The sequence below is a fragment of the Actinomyces sp. ICM47 genome (genome assembly GCF_905369875.1).
Lineage (GTDB): Bacteria > Actinomycetota > Actinomycetes > Actinomycetales > Actinomycetaceae > Pauljensenia.
In genome coordinates this window covers 1-15,791 of sequence record NZ_CAJPJE010000015.1, presented here as the reverse complement: position 1 = coordinate 15,791, position 15,791 = coordinate 1, and the positions used below count along the sequence as shown (strand labels likewise).

General features: G+C 68.1%; 12 protein-coding genes. 6 read left to right on the top strand and 6 right to left on the bottom strand.

What is annotated here, in order from left to right; genetic code table 11:
- Positions 1–12: 12 nt before the first annotated feature.
- From QZ149_RS04720 to QZ149_RS04710, 3 genes are all read right to left on the bottom strand, one after another.
- The gene (locus QZ149_RS04720; RefSeq protein WP_291450118.1) at positions 13–534 is read right to left on the bottom strand and encodes a SprT-like domain-containing protein; all 522 of its coding nucleotides are present in this window, start codon (positions 532–534) and stop codon (positions 13–15) included.
- Positions 531–5,795 (bottom strand): DUF3418 domain-containing protein, encoded by a 5,265-nt coding sequence (locus QZ149_RS04715; RefSeq protein ID WP_291450117.1) that lies wholly within the window; start codon positions 5,793–5,795, stop codon positions 531–533. Before QZ149_RS04715 ends, QZ149_RS04720 begins: the two co-directional genes overlap by 4 nt.
- An 82-nt stretch (positions 5,796–5,877) precedes the next feature.
- The gene (locus QZ149_RS04710) at positions 5,878–6,849 is read right to left on the bottom strand and encodes an ADP-ribosylglycohydrolase family protein (RefSeq protein ID WP_291450116.1); all 972 of its coding nucleotides are present in this window, start codon (positions 6,847–6,849) and stop codon (positions 5,878–5,880) included.
- A gap of 153 nt (positions 6,850–7,002) precedes the next feature.
- On the opposite strand from QZ149_RS04710, the gene QZ149_RS04705 reads away from it, so the two are divergent.
- Positions 7,003–7,506 carry a hypothetical protein gene (locus tag QZ149_RS04705; RefSeq protein WP_291450115.1) on the top strand — a complete coding sequence of 168 codons (504 nt, stop codon included), beginning with the start codon at positions 7,003–7,005 and terminating at the stop codon, positions 7,504–7,506.
- A gap of 156 nt (positions 7,507–7,662) precedes the next feature.
- Here QZ149_RS04705 and QZ149_RS04700 read toward each other — a convergent pair whose 3' ends face one another.
- Together QZ149_RS04700 and QZ149_RS04695 are read right to left on the bottom strand one after the other, a co-directional pair.
- Positions 7,663–8,787, bottom strand: coding sequence for a VIT1/CCC1 transporter family protein (locus tag QZ149_RS04700; RefSeq protein WP_291450114.1), 1,125 nt, complete (start codon positions 8,785–8,787; stop codon positions 7,663–7,665).
- Between the two features lie 26 nt (positions 8,788–8,813).
- Complete coding sequence (locus QZ149_RS04695) at positions 8,814–9,110, bottom strand: YtxH domain-containing protein (protein WP_291450113.1); 297 nt, start codon at positions 9,108–9,110, stop codon at positions 8,814–8,816.
- Positions 9,111–9,452: 342 nt separating this feature from the next.
- On the opposite strand from QZ149_RS04695, the gene QZ149_RS04690 reads away from it, so the two are divergent.
- Positions 9,453–10,220, top strand: coding sequence for an alpha/beta fold hydrolase (locus QZ149_RS04690; RefSeq protein ID WP_291450112.1), 768 nt, complete (start codon positions 9,453–9,455; stop codon positions 10,218–10,220).
- Positions 10,221–10,318: 98 nt separating this feature from the next.
- On the opposite strand, the gene QZ149_RS04685 is transcribed toward QZ149_RS04690, so the two are convergent.
- Positions 10,319–11,434, bottom strand: a complete 1,116-nt coding sequence (locus tag QZ149_RS04685; RefSeq protein ID WP_291450111.1) for a PfkB family carbohydrate kinase — start codon at positions 11,432–11,434, stop codon at positions 10,319–10,321.
- Positions 11,435–11,649: 215 nt separating this feature from the next.
- Here QZ149_RS04685 and QZ149_RS04680 point away from each other — a divergent pair, with 215 nt between their 5' ends.
- The 4 genes from QZ149_RS04680 to QZ149_RS04665 all read left to right on the top strand — a co-directional run.
- Entirely contained in the window at positions 11,650–12,348 is a 699-nt protein-coding gene (locus QZ149_RS04680) for a TRIC cation channel family protein (protein ID WP_291450110.1), read from the top strand.
- A 9-nt stretch (positions 12,349–12,357) separates the two neighbouring features.
- Positions 12,358–13,857: an amino acid permease gene (locus QZ149_RS04675; protein WP_291450109.1), complete on the top strand. Its 1,500-nt coding sequence runs from the start codon at positions 12,358–12,360 to the stop codon at positions 13,855–13,857.
- A gap of 134 nt (positions 13,858–13,991) precedes the next feature.
- Positions 13,992–14,735: an HNH endonuclease family protein gene (locus QZ149_RS04670; protein WP_291450108.1), complete on the top strand. Its 744-nt coding sequence runs from the start codon at positions 13,992–13,994 to the stop codon at positions 14,733–14,735.
- 212 nt (positions 14,736–14,947) lie between these two features.
- Positions 14,948–15,791 (top strand): VanZ family protein (locus QZ149_RS04665; RefSeq protein ID WP_291450107.1); only part of this gene is annotated, 844 nt, incomplete at its 3' end.

Sequence of the window (15,791 nt, the reverse complement as noted above, 5' to 3'; positions counted from 1 at the left end):
GCGCGCGTGGGCCTATGACGTGGGCAGATGCACGCCGCTGATCGAGGCGAGTTCTCGCTCGTAGGCGCGCCCGGGCGAGGCCGGGGTCCCGTGATGCTCCCACGTGAGGATCAGCGCGGGGTCGAAAAAGCGCGAACACAACCCGCACGAGGAGACGCGGCGAGGTGCCCGGTAGAGGTGGCGCTTGGCCCCGCAGCGCGGGCACGTGCCAACCCAGGGCGCGTCCGGTGCGGGTAGGGATGAGGACAGTCGAGCGGAATCCGGCGCGCCAAGGGCTCGGGCTGCCCGCTTCCACGCGGCGTCATGCCCGTGGGCGGGACCGACCAGGGCATGGGCGATCTCGTGCAGGATCACCCCCCGGATCGTGTCCTCGTCATACAGGTCGGTGAGCGGCCCGGACAGGCTGATCGTGCGCGCGCCGTGCGTGCAGGCTCCGGCCCGCCGCCTCGCGTTGTCGAAACGGAAACGCCAGCCGGTCAGCCCCGCGGCGTCCATCAGGGTGCGCGCGAGGGCGCGTGCGTCCTCCCGTTTCATCGTGCTCCTGCGAGCACGCCGAGGAGGCGCTTCATGGAGACCTTGTTGGGTGTTCCCAGGGTCTGGGCGAACATGGAGACGCGCAGCTCCTCGGCCATCCACCGCGCCTGCGTGAGCGCGGTGGCGGCGCGGGCCTTGTAGGGGCGACGCTCCAGGGCCTGCCGCGCGGCGGCGATGTCGGCCTCGGCCTGGTGGATGCGGTCCATGTCCTCCAGGTCGCGACCCAGCGCCCCCGGCGAGGAGGCGGCGCGCTCGATGCGCACGGCCCCGGCGCGCAGGTAGCGGGCCAGGTGCGGGAGCGCGAAGGCGGGAGTGGCCGACACGAAGCCCTCGTAGAGCAGTGTCTTTCCGTGGCGAGCGACGTCGCGCGTCGTTTCTTCCAGCGACGCCTGGGGGTGGGAGCGCACGGCGGCGTCGGCCTCGGCGCTGGCTTCCAGGGCTCGCACGACGTGGGAGAGGATCTGGTAGACGCGGTCCTCGTGCGCGTCGCGCGCGGCCGCCACGAGGGTCTCGAAGGCCTCGGGGTCGCGCACGTCGGCGGGGGTGCTTAGCTCGTCGACGAGGGATAGGGCCGAGGCCAGCTGCGCGTCCGCGACCAGGGCCGCCGTGTCCGCGTAGGGGGAGGCCGCCAGCATGAGGGCCTCGCGGCCCGTCCAGCGCGTGGTCACGCGGTTCGTCGCCAAGGCGACGCGGGTAAGCAGCAGGCGGGCGAGGCCGGCGCGGTGCTCACGGTCGGCCTCGGCGGCGCTGGCCATGACGCGCACGCCCGCCGCCGGGGCCGCGGCGCTGCCCTGGGGGACCAGCGCGGGGAACGCCCGCAGCGTCATCGCGGACGAGGTCTGGGTGATCGAGCGAGGCAGGGTTGGCATCTCGGTGATGGCGTCCGCGTGGAAGGTGGGGTCCGGGGACGAGGCCTGGGCCGCGTCGCGGGGTCCGTTGCCCGTCGCGGTCGTGCCGCTCGTCGAGGTGGAGGGATTCTCCCCACTGTGTGATCCCGCGGAACTGTCGGTGGGGGAGGACGCTCCACTCGTGGTGCTGTTCGTGCCAGTGGTTGCGGAGCGCTTGCCTCCGCGTTCACGCTTGTTTCTGTGCGCCTGCTTCTCGCTGGCCTCCTCGAGGGCTGCGCGCACGGCTGTGCGCACCGCCTTGTTCGCATCGTGTGCGAGGGAACGCTGCAGGTAGGCCAGGTCCTTGCCCGCGCCCAGCTCCTTGCCCGACGCGTCGGTGACGACGAAGGTCATGCGCAGGTGATCGGGCAGGTGGGCGCGCGCGTGGGCGAGGTCCGCTTCGCTCAGGTCCACGCCGCGCAGGACGCGCATCGCGTGGGCGAGGGCATCCAGGACGGGGCCGTCGGTGAGCGCGCGGCGCGTGGGGGCAGCTGCGGTAGCGGTGCCGGGGGCATTGGTAGATGTGGCATCCGCACCGGTCGCGCCGGAAGCTGCGGCTCCCGCGTGACTCGCAGGGCTGGCGACCGGGTTGGGCGCGGTCGCCGGGTTCGTGCCTGGCTGCGCAGCCGCGCCCCTCGGGCCTGCACTGGTCGCGTCGCCCGCGCTCGCGGATGCCGAGGCCTGTTTCTTGGCGCCCTTCGTGGCGTTCTTCTTCGGCGAGTTGCGCGTCGACAGCTTGCCCGACGTCGCGCCCCACGCGGCCAGGCGGCCCATTGCTGCGTCCAGGCTCAGCGGGTCCGGCTCGTCGGACTGGGCGGTCTTCTTCCCGCCGCTCGCCCCGGTACCCGTTCGGGCTGGACCTGCGGGGTCGTCCGCTGACGCCGCCACGGCCTCGATCGGCTCGTCGCCCGCCTGCTCGATCCAGCGCGCGACCGACGCGGCCACGTCCGGCGCGGGGGCCAGCAGGCGGCGCACGCCCTTGGGCAGGGCGCGGATCGCCTCGGTCAGCAGGTCCTCGCGCATGCCCGGCACCAGCCAGTCCGTGCCCTTATCGCTGACGCGTTCGAGCACCTCGATTGGGATGTGCATCGACACGCCGTCGCGCGGGCTGCCCGGCGCGAACTCGTAGCTCAGCGTCAGAGACAGGTCGCCGCACTGCCACCGATCCGGGAAGCCGTCGCCGGAGGTCGCCTCGCGCGGCATCAGCAGGGACGCCGGGTAAATGAGTAGATCAGGATGAGAGCGGCGCTCGTCCTTCCACCAGCGGTTGAATGCCGCCGCGCTGGTGACGTGCTCGGGGATCAGGTCGTCGAAGAAACGGAAGCGAGCCTGCTCGTCCGCGACGAGGCCGTGGGTGCGGCTGCGGCGCTCAACCTCGCGCGCTTGCTCCACCAGGGCCTCGTTTCGGCGCTGGAAACCGTGCCTCTCCCTCCACTGGCCATCCACCAGGGCGTTGCGAATGAACATCTCGCGGGCCAGCTCGCGCGCCGTCGTCCCCTCGCGTGCGGCCGCCAGCTCCTCGAAATGACGCGGCTCAAACGACCCGGACGACAGGGGGTCCTTCGACGCCGACACCAAGCCGGCCGCCAGCGCCTCCAGCGACCCCGCGCGCGGAGCGTGAGAGCGCGAGGCGGCCACGGCCTCGTCGATGACGAGGTCACCCAAGCGACCCAGCAGCACCTCGCGGTCCGCCGCCAGCGTCAGCCCGTAGAGGGTCACGCGCTCGCGGACCATCGCCGCGCCCTTGCCGACCGACCAGAACGGCTCCGAATACGAGCGCTTGAGTAGGCCGCGCGCCGCCGGCTCCACCCACTCCGGGCGGATGCGGGCCACCGTGCGGGCGAACAGGCGCGAGGTCTCCACGAGTTCCGCGGTCATCACCCAGGCGGGGTGACCGCTCACGCCCGAGCCCGGCCAGATCGTGAAGTGCGTGCCGCGCGCGCCCTCGTAGTCGCGCTTCGTCTCGTCCCACGACCCCAGGTAGGACAGCAGGCCGACCAGCAGCGAGCGGTGCACCTGGTCCGCGTCCACGCTCGCCGGGCCCTGCCCGTAGGTCAGAACCGCGCGCACAGCCGCATCCTGCGCGCCGCCGAAGCGGGCGGCCTCCACGACGTCGCCCGTCGACGGCTCGCCCACAGGCCCCACGCCGATTCCGAGCGCGCGGGCCATCTGGCGCAGCTGGCCGACGACGTCGCGCCACTCGCGCCAGCGCAGGTAGTGGAAGAACTCTGCGCGGCACAAGCGCCGGAACGCCGACTCCGACAGGTCGCACGCCTGCACCGCCAGGTAGCGCCACAGGTTCAGGTAGGTGATGAAGTCCGAATGCGGGTCCGCCAGGCGCGCGTGCGAGGCGTCCGCCGTGCCCTGGTGCTCGGCCGGGCGCTCGCGCACGTCCTGGATCGACAGGGCCGCCACGATGACGAGGACCTCGGACGCGCAGCCCAAGCGCTCGGCCTCCAGCAGCATGCGCCCCAGGCGCGGGTCGATCGGCAGGCGTGCCAGGTCTCGGCCGATGCCGGTGAGCCTGTACTGGGACGAGGCCGGGGCAGCGTCCTCAGCACCGCTGTCCTGCGCGAGCGCGCCGATCTCCACGAGGAGGGCCACGCCATCGCGCACCGCCCGCCGATCCGGAGCATCCAGGAACGGGAAGTCCTCGACCGCGCCCAGGCCCAGGGACGCCATCTGCAAGATGACGCTGGCCAGCGACGTGCGCAGGATCTCGGGTTCCGTGAAACGCGGGCGTGAAACATAGTCGGCCTGGGAGAACAGGCGGATCGCCACGCCCTCGGCGACGCGGCCGCATCGGCCCGCGCGCTGGTTCGCGCTGGCCTGGCTGACCGGCTCGATCGGCAGGCGCTGCACCTTCGTCTTGTTGGAATAGCGGGAAATGCGCGCCAAACCCGGGTCGATGACGTAGCGGATGCCCGGCACTGTCAGCGACGTCTCCGCGACATTCGTCGCCAGGACCACGCGGCGCAGCCGGTGCGGCTCGAAGACGCGATGCTGCTCAGCTGCTGTTAGCCGCGCGTACAGGGGCAGGATCTCGATGTCCCCGGGGTGTGCGCCCTTGTCGTCTCCCGCGCGCCAGCCTCGTCCCTTCAGGTGATCGAGGAGGGCCGCCTCCGTGTCGCGGATGTCGCGCTCACCGGGCAGGAAAACCAGGATGTCGCCGTCGCCCTCCGCGCTCAGCTCGTCCACCGCGTGGCAGATCGCGGTCTCCACGTCGATGTCCTCGCCCATGCCGTAGCCGAGCGTCGCCAGCTCGTCGTCTGGGTCCTCCAGGACTAGCTGCATGGGGCCGGACTCGGTGACGTCAGTGGTCTCGATGACCTCGTCCGCCTGCTTTGACGAGGCCTCGGACGTGTATGACGAGGGTGTCGTCGGGCCGAGGGGGCGGTAGCGGATCTCGACCGGGTATGTGCGGCCCGAGACCTCGATGACCGGCGCCGGCTCGATCAGGCGACCCGAGCCGGGTGTGCCCTCCCACGTGCCGAAATGGCGCGCGAAACGGTCCGAATCGATCGTCGCCGACGTGATGATGACCTTCAGGTCCGGGCGTGCGGGAAGCAGGCGCGCCACGTACCCCAGGATGAAGTCGATGTTTAGGCTGCGTTCGTGGGCCTCGTCGATGATGAGCGTGTCGTAGCGGCGCAGCATCGGATCCGACTGGATCTCCGCCAGCAAGATGCCGTCCGTCATCAGCTTGACCAGGGTCGTGGGGCCGACCTCGTCCGTGAAACGCACCTGGTAGCCGACCACCTGGCAGGGTTCGCAGCCTACGGTCTGTCCCAGCTCGTTGGCGATGCGGTCCGCGACCGAACGCGCCGCGAGCCTGCGCGGTTGGGTGTGCCCGATCATGCCAGCCACGCCGCGGCCCAGCTGCATGCAGATCTTCGGCAGCTGCGTTGTCTTACCCGAGCCGGTCTCGCCCGACACGATGACCACCTGATGGTCGCGGATAGCGCGCGCGATCTCGTCGCGCCAGGCGCTCACCGGCAGGTCCGGGAATTCGATGACCGGGATCGCTGCGGCACGCTCGGCTAGCTGCTCCGGCGTGAAGGGCTTGAAGGGGCGCGCGTGCTCACGCTGCGGGCGGCGGCGGCTCTCGCGGCTGCGGGTTTCGCGGCTGTTGCCCCGGCGCTCCTGGCCCCGGCCCTCACGGTCCGCGCGGTTCTTGCCGGTGGTCCTGCCGAGGCCTCGGCCCGCCTGACGCGAACCCTGCGCGTGCTCGTCGGATGCCCGCTTCTCGGAACCGCGCGCGCCGCCCTGGCGTCGACGCGTGCCGTCGCGCCCGTTGGAGGGGCGACCCGCGTTGTGCGCGTGAGGGCCGCGCGCGTTGGACTCGGACGGAGGCATGGGGCGAGAGTCAGGCATGATAGTGCCAGTCTAGTCGCTGGCCAGAGGCGGATGCCGAGCGGCACCCAGCGCCCGCCCGTCGCTCCGTGGAGGATGCCGGTCAGATGGAGGGGACCTCGTCCTGCAGGTCCTCGTCGAAGCGCGTGAGCGGTGCCTCCAGGCGCAATTCCACCAGCGCGCGAGCCAGCGCGTCGATCTGCTCACCCTCATACAGGGCGTTTCTCCACGAGGCCGGGATGGCCTCGACCCCACAGTACGCGCCGCCGAGCTGCCCGTAGATTGCGGCGTTCGTATCCGCGTCCCCACCCAGGTTCGCGATGGCCAGGACGGCCTCATCGAAAGAACCGACATCGAGCAGGCCATGCACCGCGAGGCGCAAGCCGTGAATGATATAACCGCTGGTGTGTGCCTCCCACGAGGCGCGCTCGGTCGGGTCCGCGCTGATCACACGCGCGGCCACGTCGTCGAACGCCGCTCCCGTTGAGGCCCACGCGACGTCCACGATCCGCTCAGGCGCCCAGCCCAGTAGCGCGCCCACGAGGAGGGCGGCGAAGACCTCGGTGGCGGCCTCGGCCTCGGCAGAAAAATGCGTCTCGCGGGCGCTCAAGCCAGCGGTCGCAACAATCTCGCGGGGGTCGCGCGCCTCGAATCCGGCGATGACGACGGGTGCCAGGCGCATGATCGCGCCGTTGCCCGCGCTGGTCGTGCGCACCGCATCCACGGGCACGCGCGGGTTTGCGCGGAAGTCCCACAGGGCGCGCGACACCTGGTTGCCGATATCGAAACACACGCCCGTCGACGAGCGGTAGCCCTCCGAGTGCCAGCGCTCGTAGCGTTCCATCACGTCAAACGAATCGTAACGGCCCTGCGCCAGCAGCGAATCCGCCAGGCACAGCGCCATCGACGTGTCGTCCGTCCACTGGCATGGTTCGAGGCCGAAGACGCCTCCGCCGACCATGCCCGTGATCGGCTCGAAGGAACCCGCAGGTTGAAACTCGTTCGTCGTGCCCAGCGCGTCGCCAACCGCCAGGCCCACCAGTGCACCGCGCGCGCGAGAAAGAAAATCTACCATGCCCACAGTGTGCCACAGGCCGCACGCACCTGGGTCCATGCTTGCGTTGCCCGCCTCGCAAACGGCACCGATTTACACAGCGGAGGTTGTAGCCTACCTGTAAAATTGTAAGTGCTCCTATTCCCCTAGAGAAAGAGGTGAACAATGATGTCCGTGACAAAAGATGAGATATCCCCCGATGTTCTTCGACAGGTTGCCGATGAGGAAGCTATTCCCGTGCTCGAATACGATGAGCCGCTGCTCATTATTACGCTAGGGGACTGGGTGGACGATGAGTCTGACATTCCAGGAGGAGGAACCCGTCAGGGATACGGCTACAAACGGGAGTGGCTCGAGTCCTCCGTGCGCAAACAGCACTACCGAGAAATCGGTGAGTCTACTTGCTCGTGGTGGAAATTAAGTGAGGATTCGATTCAGCAAAAGGGCATTGAGTACGTTGTTGCCGCCTATCGTGGCGTCACGCGTGCCCTCTTCCGTATCAAGCCGGACACGTGGGAAGAGACGTTCGAGCCAGATGCCGATGACGGTCACGGGCGTCGTATTGGATGGCAATTTGACATCGTCGACTCCGGCGACATCTTCGATCAAGTCATCGGCGAACACGGGCACAGGGTAGAGCCCAGGCCGACACAAAATCAGCGTTACTGGCCGTGGTGACACGGCACCCTACGCGCTCTCGCGCGACAACCAGTCGCGCCAATATGACCGCGTGACGATACGGGAATGCTGGTCTGGGCCGCCTTGCGCATCCTCTGAGGTCAGGGGAAGCGCGAGGCGGCCCCGGCCTCGTCCCGTCCCGTCCCAGCCGGAGCGTCAGGACACCGACGTGCCGAATAGCAAGCCCAGCAGGTAGGTCACGCCCGCTGCGCCAAAGCCAACCAGGAGCTGACGCAGTGCGCGAGGCATCGGAGGCTGGCCCGACAGGATACCGACCACGCCGCCCGTGAACAGCAGGGCGACTCCGACAATCGCGGCCGCGACAATGATTGCGGTCAGGCCAGTCAATCCCAGAATGTAGGGAACCAGCGGGAAAAACGCGCCCGTCGCGAAGAAGCAGAATGACGACAGGGCCGCGTTCATGGGCGTACCCACCTGCTCGCCCGCGCCGTCCGACTCCTGGCCGCTCAGCGCGGCGCGCACGGCAATCGCGCCGGACTCGCCGGTCGCGGGCTTGGCGAGCTTTGCGAAAACCTGCGCGGCGTGCGCCTCGGCCTCCTCCTCGCTCTCGCCACGCGCGCGGAACACCAGGGCCAGCTCGTTGGCGTTCACGTCCAAGTCCGTGACTGCCTGATGTGCGTCCGGGTCCGGAATCGAGGCGTCCAGCAGCTCACGCTGACTGTGTACACTCACCCACTCGCCGGCCCCCATCGACAGTGCCCCCGCCAGCAGGCCCGATACACCCGTCAGGAGAACGGCGTGGGGCTCCATACCCGACGCCGCGACGCCCAGCACGAGAGCCAAGTTCGACACGAGGCCGTCGTTCGCCCCGAAAACCGCCGCGCGGAACGTGCCCGCCAGGGTCTCGCGGGACTTCGCAGCCAGGGACCGGATGACCTCGGCGTGAATATGCTCATCCGCCTGCATGTGTGCCGGCACATCGTCATCCACGTCGCGCGAAGACCGCTGCTCCGCGCGCTGAGCCATCGCCAGAATGAAAATCGTGCCAAAGAGGTGCGCCAATAGCGACGCCGTGCGCGTACGCAACGGTGGCTTCGGCGCAGGCAAAGCGTTCTCGCCCAGACGCGCCAGCCAATACTCCTCGTGGCGACGCTCCGCCTCCTCCAACTGGAGGAGGACCGCGCGCTCCTCACCCGTGCGACGCTCCGACAGGTCGCGGTAGGTGCGTGCCTCCATGCGTTCCTCCGCCAAGTGCTTGCGCCAGCGCTTAATCTGCGCGCGCGTCGGCTCCCGGTCGGAGGCCACCTGATCCGCGTTCATTGCCGAGGCCTCGTTTCCCACCGCGTTCAATGCTGGGTTGGTGCCGTGGCTAGCTCCCCGTCAACGGTGGCGGGCTTCGAGGCGGGGGCACCGAACAGGCGCTCCTTGACGGCGTCGGCAACCTTATCGGTTACCTGCTCGCCGCCCGCGCGCACGATGTCGGATACCTTCTGGCCGGCCGCATCCAGCGGACGAGCAACAACCGGGAAGCGACGAACCTTCGCCGCGGCGGCGCGGATCTGGTCGTAACGCTCGCGCCCGGCGCGCGCGCCCAGCACGTATCCGATGCAAACTCCAATGAGGAGACCGCTCTTGGTACCCATAACTGTCCTTCTCTCGCTGCGTGGGGTGCCCGCGTGGGCCGGACGCCGCCCGCGCAGGCAGAACGGGCGCCCTCGCGCAGGCATTCTCACCGGCGCATACTCACCCTTATCTTAGTGGTCGCCCGGCCTGGCTCGCACGCCCCTGTCACCCACTGGAGATATCTCTCGGGACCCAGCCCAGGCCTCGTCCCTGTCACACATGCGCACACTGTGGGCACCCCCTTTCCTTTGAGGTGCCAAACGCGCTATGTTTAACACGTGAGCCAGATAACGATTCAGACCCCTCGGGGAGTGTCCATCTCCGGAACATTCACGCGCCCGGTGGATTCCTACGATGCCGCGGTGATCTTTTCTCACACCTTTTTGTCGGACCGTCACGCATCGGGCATGTTCGACTCACTCGGGCGCGTGCTGCGCCGCGCCGGGTATGCGACCCTCGCTTTCGACTACTCCGGCCACGGCAGCTCCGGCGACGAAATCATCACCTTCGACCCGCTCATCGAAGACTTCCGGGCAGCCTCCGGCTGGCTGGCCGACCAAGGCTTCACGCGCCAAGTCTGCGTGGGTCACGAATTCGGCGCTACCGTCGTCCTGCGCGCCCACTCGCCCGCCGTGCAGACCTACGTGCTGGTCTCCCCGGTGCTCGGCCCCCTCTCCTACGACTGGGACATGGTGTTCTCCGACGTGCAGCTCTCCGACCTCGAGCGTCACGGCACCACCACCGTGCCCGACGACTCCGAGTCCGTGCGGCGCCACTTCACCATCAACAAGGGAACCCTCGCCGACATGTCCATGGTTTCCAGCGAGAAGGTGCTACGCGGCGTGAGCGTGCCCGTCCTCATCACGCACGACGCCTTCGACGAGGAAACCGGGCTGCTTGACCGCACCCGCGACGCCTTCCACCTGCTGCCCGATGGGTCCGTCCTCGACATGACCGCGCCGCCCGTCGGCATCGCCGTCGAATACACGCCCATCGAGGGCGTGCCCGTCAGCGACGAGGCCGTGGAACGCGTCGCGCACGCGTCCTCCTCCGCGTCGGCCGCCAACCTTCCTTCCCTGCCCGACGTGGCCACCCAGTGGGCTACCCGCTGGGTGCCCGTCGGGAGGTAGCGGGCACCGTTGTCGGGTTTTGGATGGCACCGGGTGCTGCTGGTGGCCCAGCTAGGTCCGCTCGTAGGCTCGTGGCGGTGGCTGGCTTCCGCAGGCTCCTACCAGGCTCGCACCAGCTCAGCCAGGACCGGGGACGTCAGCCACTGCCTCGTGCCGAAGGACGATACCGACACCCCCGCCACCGCCGACGCGAAACGGATGAGGCGCTCCGGATCAGTGGCCCCCGCGCGCTCGAGCGCCCACACGAACGCCCCGTGAAACGCGTCGCCCGCGCCCATCGTCGAGGCGTTGGGAACCTCGTGCACGGGAACCTCGCCGTGTGCACTGTCCCACCAGTACTGCACGGGCCGCTCGCCGCGCGTGCGCACCACCCGCGTGATGCCGAAGCCGCGCAGGAAGCCCGCGACCTGCTCGCCGTCGGCGCACGCGAGGAGCGGCGGCGCAAAATCCTCCGACACGACGGCGACGTCGACAAAACCCAGCAGGGGCGTCAGCCAGTCCTTCCACGACCCCCCGTCGAGCACGCGCAGGTGCGGCGGGCGAGCCTCGAGCTGGGCGAAAGGATCCTCCCCGCCCACCTCGGGCACGCCCAGCGCCAGCGCCGCCTGCGCCAGCGTCGGGTTATGCCCGTCGATGAGGACGACGCCGACGCGCTCGGGCAGGTCCGCCGCGACGCGTTCAGGGTCGGCGTCCAGCCGCGCGTTCGTGGAGGCAACCATGCGACCGCTTGGATGCTCAATGATCGAGGACACGGCCGGCTCGCGCGGGGCCGAGGCCGTGGCCGCGTCGCGCTCGTCGGCCGGGGTCGGGTGGGCGGCTGGGGCAGCGGCTTCAGCGGGCGAGGACGCGGCCGAAGCGGGAAGGCCAGGAGTGTCGGACATAGCCGGGGCTGGGGTCGTCGCATCGAGGACTCTCACGCCAGCGGCCGCCAGGTCGGCCGCCAGGAATGCAGCCACCGGCCCCTCGCCAAGCGCCGTCAGCAGTAACGGAGCGTCCGCCCGGGTTGTGGGATCCGGGGAGTTGGCCACGGCCTCGTCGGCGGAGAGCGAGCGTGCGGCCGCCTCAAGCGCCGCGTAGGTGACCGCCGCGTTCGTCGCGGGGCCTCCCGCCGCCATCGTGAAGTCCGTGGACGTCACCTTTAGCCCCGGGTCCGGCACGTGGTCGAGTCGGTGCAGCACATCCAGGGTCGTCAGCCCGGCAAAGAGAGCGGTCATGAGGACATTGTCGCACCCCGGGCGGGTGGGCGAGGCGCGCCGGGACGCGGTGGGGCTGGCGTAGGCACGCCGGGACGAGGCCGGGGCCAGGCTGACGTGAGCACGCCGGGATAGAGCGTGCCGGGACGAGGCCGCCCCCGTCCACCTGCGCGCACCCGAGCGAAGCGACGCGGTACCATGAGGGCGACCCACACTCACCGACGTTTCGGACTGCCATGCACTTGCTTGACGCGCTGAACGAATCACTGCCTGAGGTCTTCCGAGCCATCGACCTCATGGGCGTGCTCCTCAATGGCATTCTTGGCGGAAAGGTTGCGCGAGAACGCAACTTCGACGCCGTGGGCTTCTGTATTCTCGCGATCATGACGGCGCTCGCGGGTGGCATGGTCCGCGACATGCTCCTGACCACGCGCACGGGCGCTCCCGTGGCGATCACCGACCCCTATTATTTGTGGTTCGCAATTATTGGCGCGGTCGTCGCGATGGCCTTCCGCATGGACTCGCGCGCGTGGTCGGTGCTCCTGGTGATCGCGGACGGCATGGTGCTGGGCTGCTGGAGCGCGACTGGTGCGATCAAGACCCTTGACGCGGGATTCTCGATCATGCCCGCGATCCTGCTGGGCATCATGACGGCCGTCGGAGGTGGCATGATCCGCGATATTTCGGCCGGCCTCGTGCCACGAGTCTTCGGCGGCAACAACCTGTACGCGACCCCGGCGTTCGCCTGCTCGGTCGTGACGGTCGTCTTTTGGTACATGGGCCAGCCGGTTCTTGGCATGGGCGCATCCATCGTCGTGGGTTTGGTCTTTACAGGCATGGCGCACTGGCGTCGGTGGAGGCTCCCGCAGACCCGTGAGTGGACCATCACTCTCACATATTCGCAGTTGAAAGCTCTTCGCAGAACGAGGCGTTAGTATGGCCGTGTGAATCCCAAAGCAACACCTCCATCCGCGTCCTCCGCTGCGTCGACGCCCGGCATCTCCGCGCGCAAGCACTTCAAGACGTGGCACCTGTCCATGATGGCCCTGGGCCTCGCGATCGGTGCAGGCTTCTTCCTGGGGACCGGCTCCGCGATTGCCCAGGCGGGTCCCGCGGTCCTCGTGTCCTACGCGGTCGCTGCCGTCATCGTTGTGTCGGTCATGCTGGCGCTGGCGGAACTGGCGTCGTCGCTGCCGACGACGGGTTCCTTCTCGTCCTACGCCGAGGCCGGGATCGGCCGGTGGGCCGGCTTTACGATCGGGTGGCTCTATTGGGTCATGCTCATCATGGTCTCGGGCTTGGAGGTCACGGGCGCGGCGAAGTTTTTCGTCGGCTGGTTCCCGGAGGTGCCCCAGTGGGTTGTTGCCCTCGTTATTGTCGTTGTAATTGGCGGAATTAACCTGTTGGCTGCCGGGCAGTACGGTGAGATCGAGGCCTGGCTGTCGATGGTGAAGATCGTTGCCATCATTGCGTTCCTGTGCGTGGGCGTCTTCCTGGTGGCGCGCACTGTGATCGTGGGTCCTCTGCCCGGCCATGAGGGTGTCCTGCAGAACGTCATGGGACACAACGGCCTGGCACCCAACGGCCTGTCAGGCATCGCCGTGGCGCTCCTGGCCGTCATCACGTCCTTCGGTGGCCTGGAGATCGTGACGATTGCCGCGGCCGAGGCCGAGGACCCTCGCGCGGCCATGGTGAGCGCGATCCGCTCGGTCGTCACCCGCATTCTCGTGTTCTACGTCGGCTCCGTCGTCCTCCTGACCGCTCTGCTGCCGTGGGACAGCGAGGCAATGAGCAGCAACGCCTTTGCCGCCATCCTTGAGATGGCGGGCGTTCCGGCCGTCGGCACGCTCATGAACGTCATCATTTTCATGGCGCTGGTCTCCGCGTTCTCCGCGAACATCTACGCCTCCTCGCGCATGGCCTACTCGTTGGCCGCCCGCGATATGGGTCCGCGTTGGCTCCTGGGCGCGCCGTCCGCTGAGAAGGCGCACGCGCGTGCCGTCGTCGAAGCCGCCCTCGAGGATGATGAAGCCGTCTTGGCCGCCGAGCTGGAGGGTGACATTGCGGCTGGTCGCACCCCGAAGTTCGCGGTCGGCTTGGTTGTCGTGCTGGCACTCCTGGCAGTCCTGGGCAACTGGTACCTGCCCGGCTCGATTCTGACGATACTCATCAACGCGATTGGCATGGTGCTGCTGATCGTGTGGACCTTCATCATCATCTCGCTCATGCGCCTGCATCCCTCGCTGGAGCGTTCGGGTTCCCTCGTGATCCGTATGCCCGGATGGCCGTGGCTGCCGTGGGTCGTCCTGGTGGGCCTGGCTGGTATCGCCGTCCTCATGCTCACGAGCGCTGAGGGCCGGGCCCAGCTGGTGTCGATGGGCGCGCTGACACTCATCATCGTGTGCATCTACTTCGTGCGACAGCTCGTGAGCCCGAGGAAGTAACAGTTCCGCATGGATTCGCCGCCGAGTACGCAGATGGAGGCGGCTTGGTCCATGATGGGGGCACCCCGACGACGCGTCGGGGTGCCCCCATCCGTATGGGACGGATGGGCTTGCACGTGGCAGAAGGAGGCCTCATGGCACGCAGACGGCGTCGCCGTAAAAATATCGGAGATCAGATCGTTCTCTCACTGATTCTCGTGGCCCTCGTGTGGGCGTTCGCGCCCGGCGTCGGCTGGGATCTGCTGGACCTGCGCTCGCGACTGGGGTGGCCGCCGACGCGCAGCGGACAGGCCCTGTCCACCCTGCCGGACAGCGCGGCGGCCCGCCAGCTGCGAGAGCTTACCGTTCGTTCCTCAGACGATTCCTCCGGTATACCGGATTACAACCGCGAGGACTTCGGACAGGCATGGGCGGACGTCGACCACAATGGCTGCGACACCCGCAATGACATCCTGGCCCGCGACCTGGCGCGGCCCACCTTCAAGCCGGGCACGCACGACTGCATCGTCCTCACGGGCACGCTCGCCGAACCCTACACGGGAAAGACAATCCAGTTTGAGAGGGGGGACAAGACCTCGTCGCTGGTCCAGATCGACCACGTCGTCGCCCTGGCGGACGCCTGGCGCTCGGGTGCCTGGCAGTGGGATGAGCAGAGCCGTCAGGAGTTTGCTAACGATCCCGAGAACCTGCTGGCGGTCGATGGAGCGGCCAATCGGGACAAGTCCGCTTCGTCGGCCGACCAGTGGCTACCGCCCAACGCCGGCTTCCGCTGCGACTACGTGAAACGGCAGATCGCGGTGAAATACTCCTATGGTCTGAGCGTCACCGAGTCCGAGCAGGATGCGATGGCGACCCAGCTGGCGACCTGTTCGGGGTGATTGATAGTCCGAAACTGTCAGCCTGTTAGAAGTGTTGCATGTGCGTGATAGACACATGCATGCAAATGCCAGGTGCGCGCGTCTGACTAAGTGATTTCAAGGAGAATCCCAGACAATTTCTCAGAATGTGTCCATCCGATGTGGAACACCCCGCAACGTGCTGCACGTTCCCGAACAATGCCGGTAATGTTCGCCTCAAGGAATGAGGTGACATGTACACAGCAATCAACTGGGCGATGGACCTGGGGTTCTACGCGGGCTTCAGCGCGCTCACGTGCACTCTGTGGTGGATCCTAGGGCGCCGCGCCGACCGCAAGTGGCTGCAAGCACGCACGCACGTCATGCGTGCCGCCACGGACGCGGCATCGGCGTCTGGCCAGGACCACTCGCACCTGACTGTGTCTAAAGCGCTGCCCCTCATCTACCGCCGCTCACGGGACACCGGTGCTCTCCTCGAGCGTGAGGAGAATCCCGACACCCCCAGGACGGCGGAGATCCCCGTTGTCTCAGCCACGGCCTCGTCCATGTGGAGGCTGCCGCGCGCCCTTCCGCTCGCGTGGATCCTCTACCTGGCGGGCCTGCTCATTTTTGTCCTGCTGCCGATCCCCTCGGACCCGCAGGCCGCATGCGCTGCGATCCTGCACTGGGACAACTACATGCCCTTCGGATCGCTGAACGCCGTCGCCGACCAACTCCGCGATGGCGAGACCCTGCGCGGTACCCTGTATGCACTCTCAATCGTGCTCAATATTGCCCTGTTCATGCCGCTCGGCGCTCTTGCCGAGATGGCCTGGCGGATTCGCCGCTCCCGCAAGGCCTCCGAGAGCCTGCCCGATGACGGCGGGCGCTTGACGCGTGCGATTCCCACGCAACGAGTGCTCGTGTGGCTCTTGATCGGCACGCTGCTCTCGTGCCTCATCGAGTTTACGCAGTACACGGGCCTGTTCGGCCTCGTGCCCTGCACGTACCGCGTCGTCGACATCGACGACGTCATCACGAACGCGCTGGGCACCTACCTGGGCGTGCGGCTCCTGCCCCTGTTCGCGCGCAACTCGC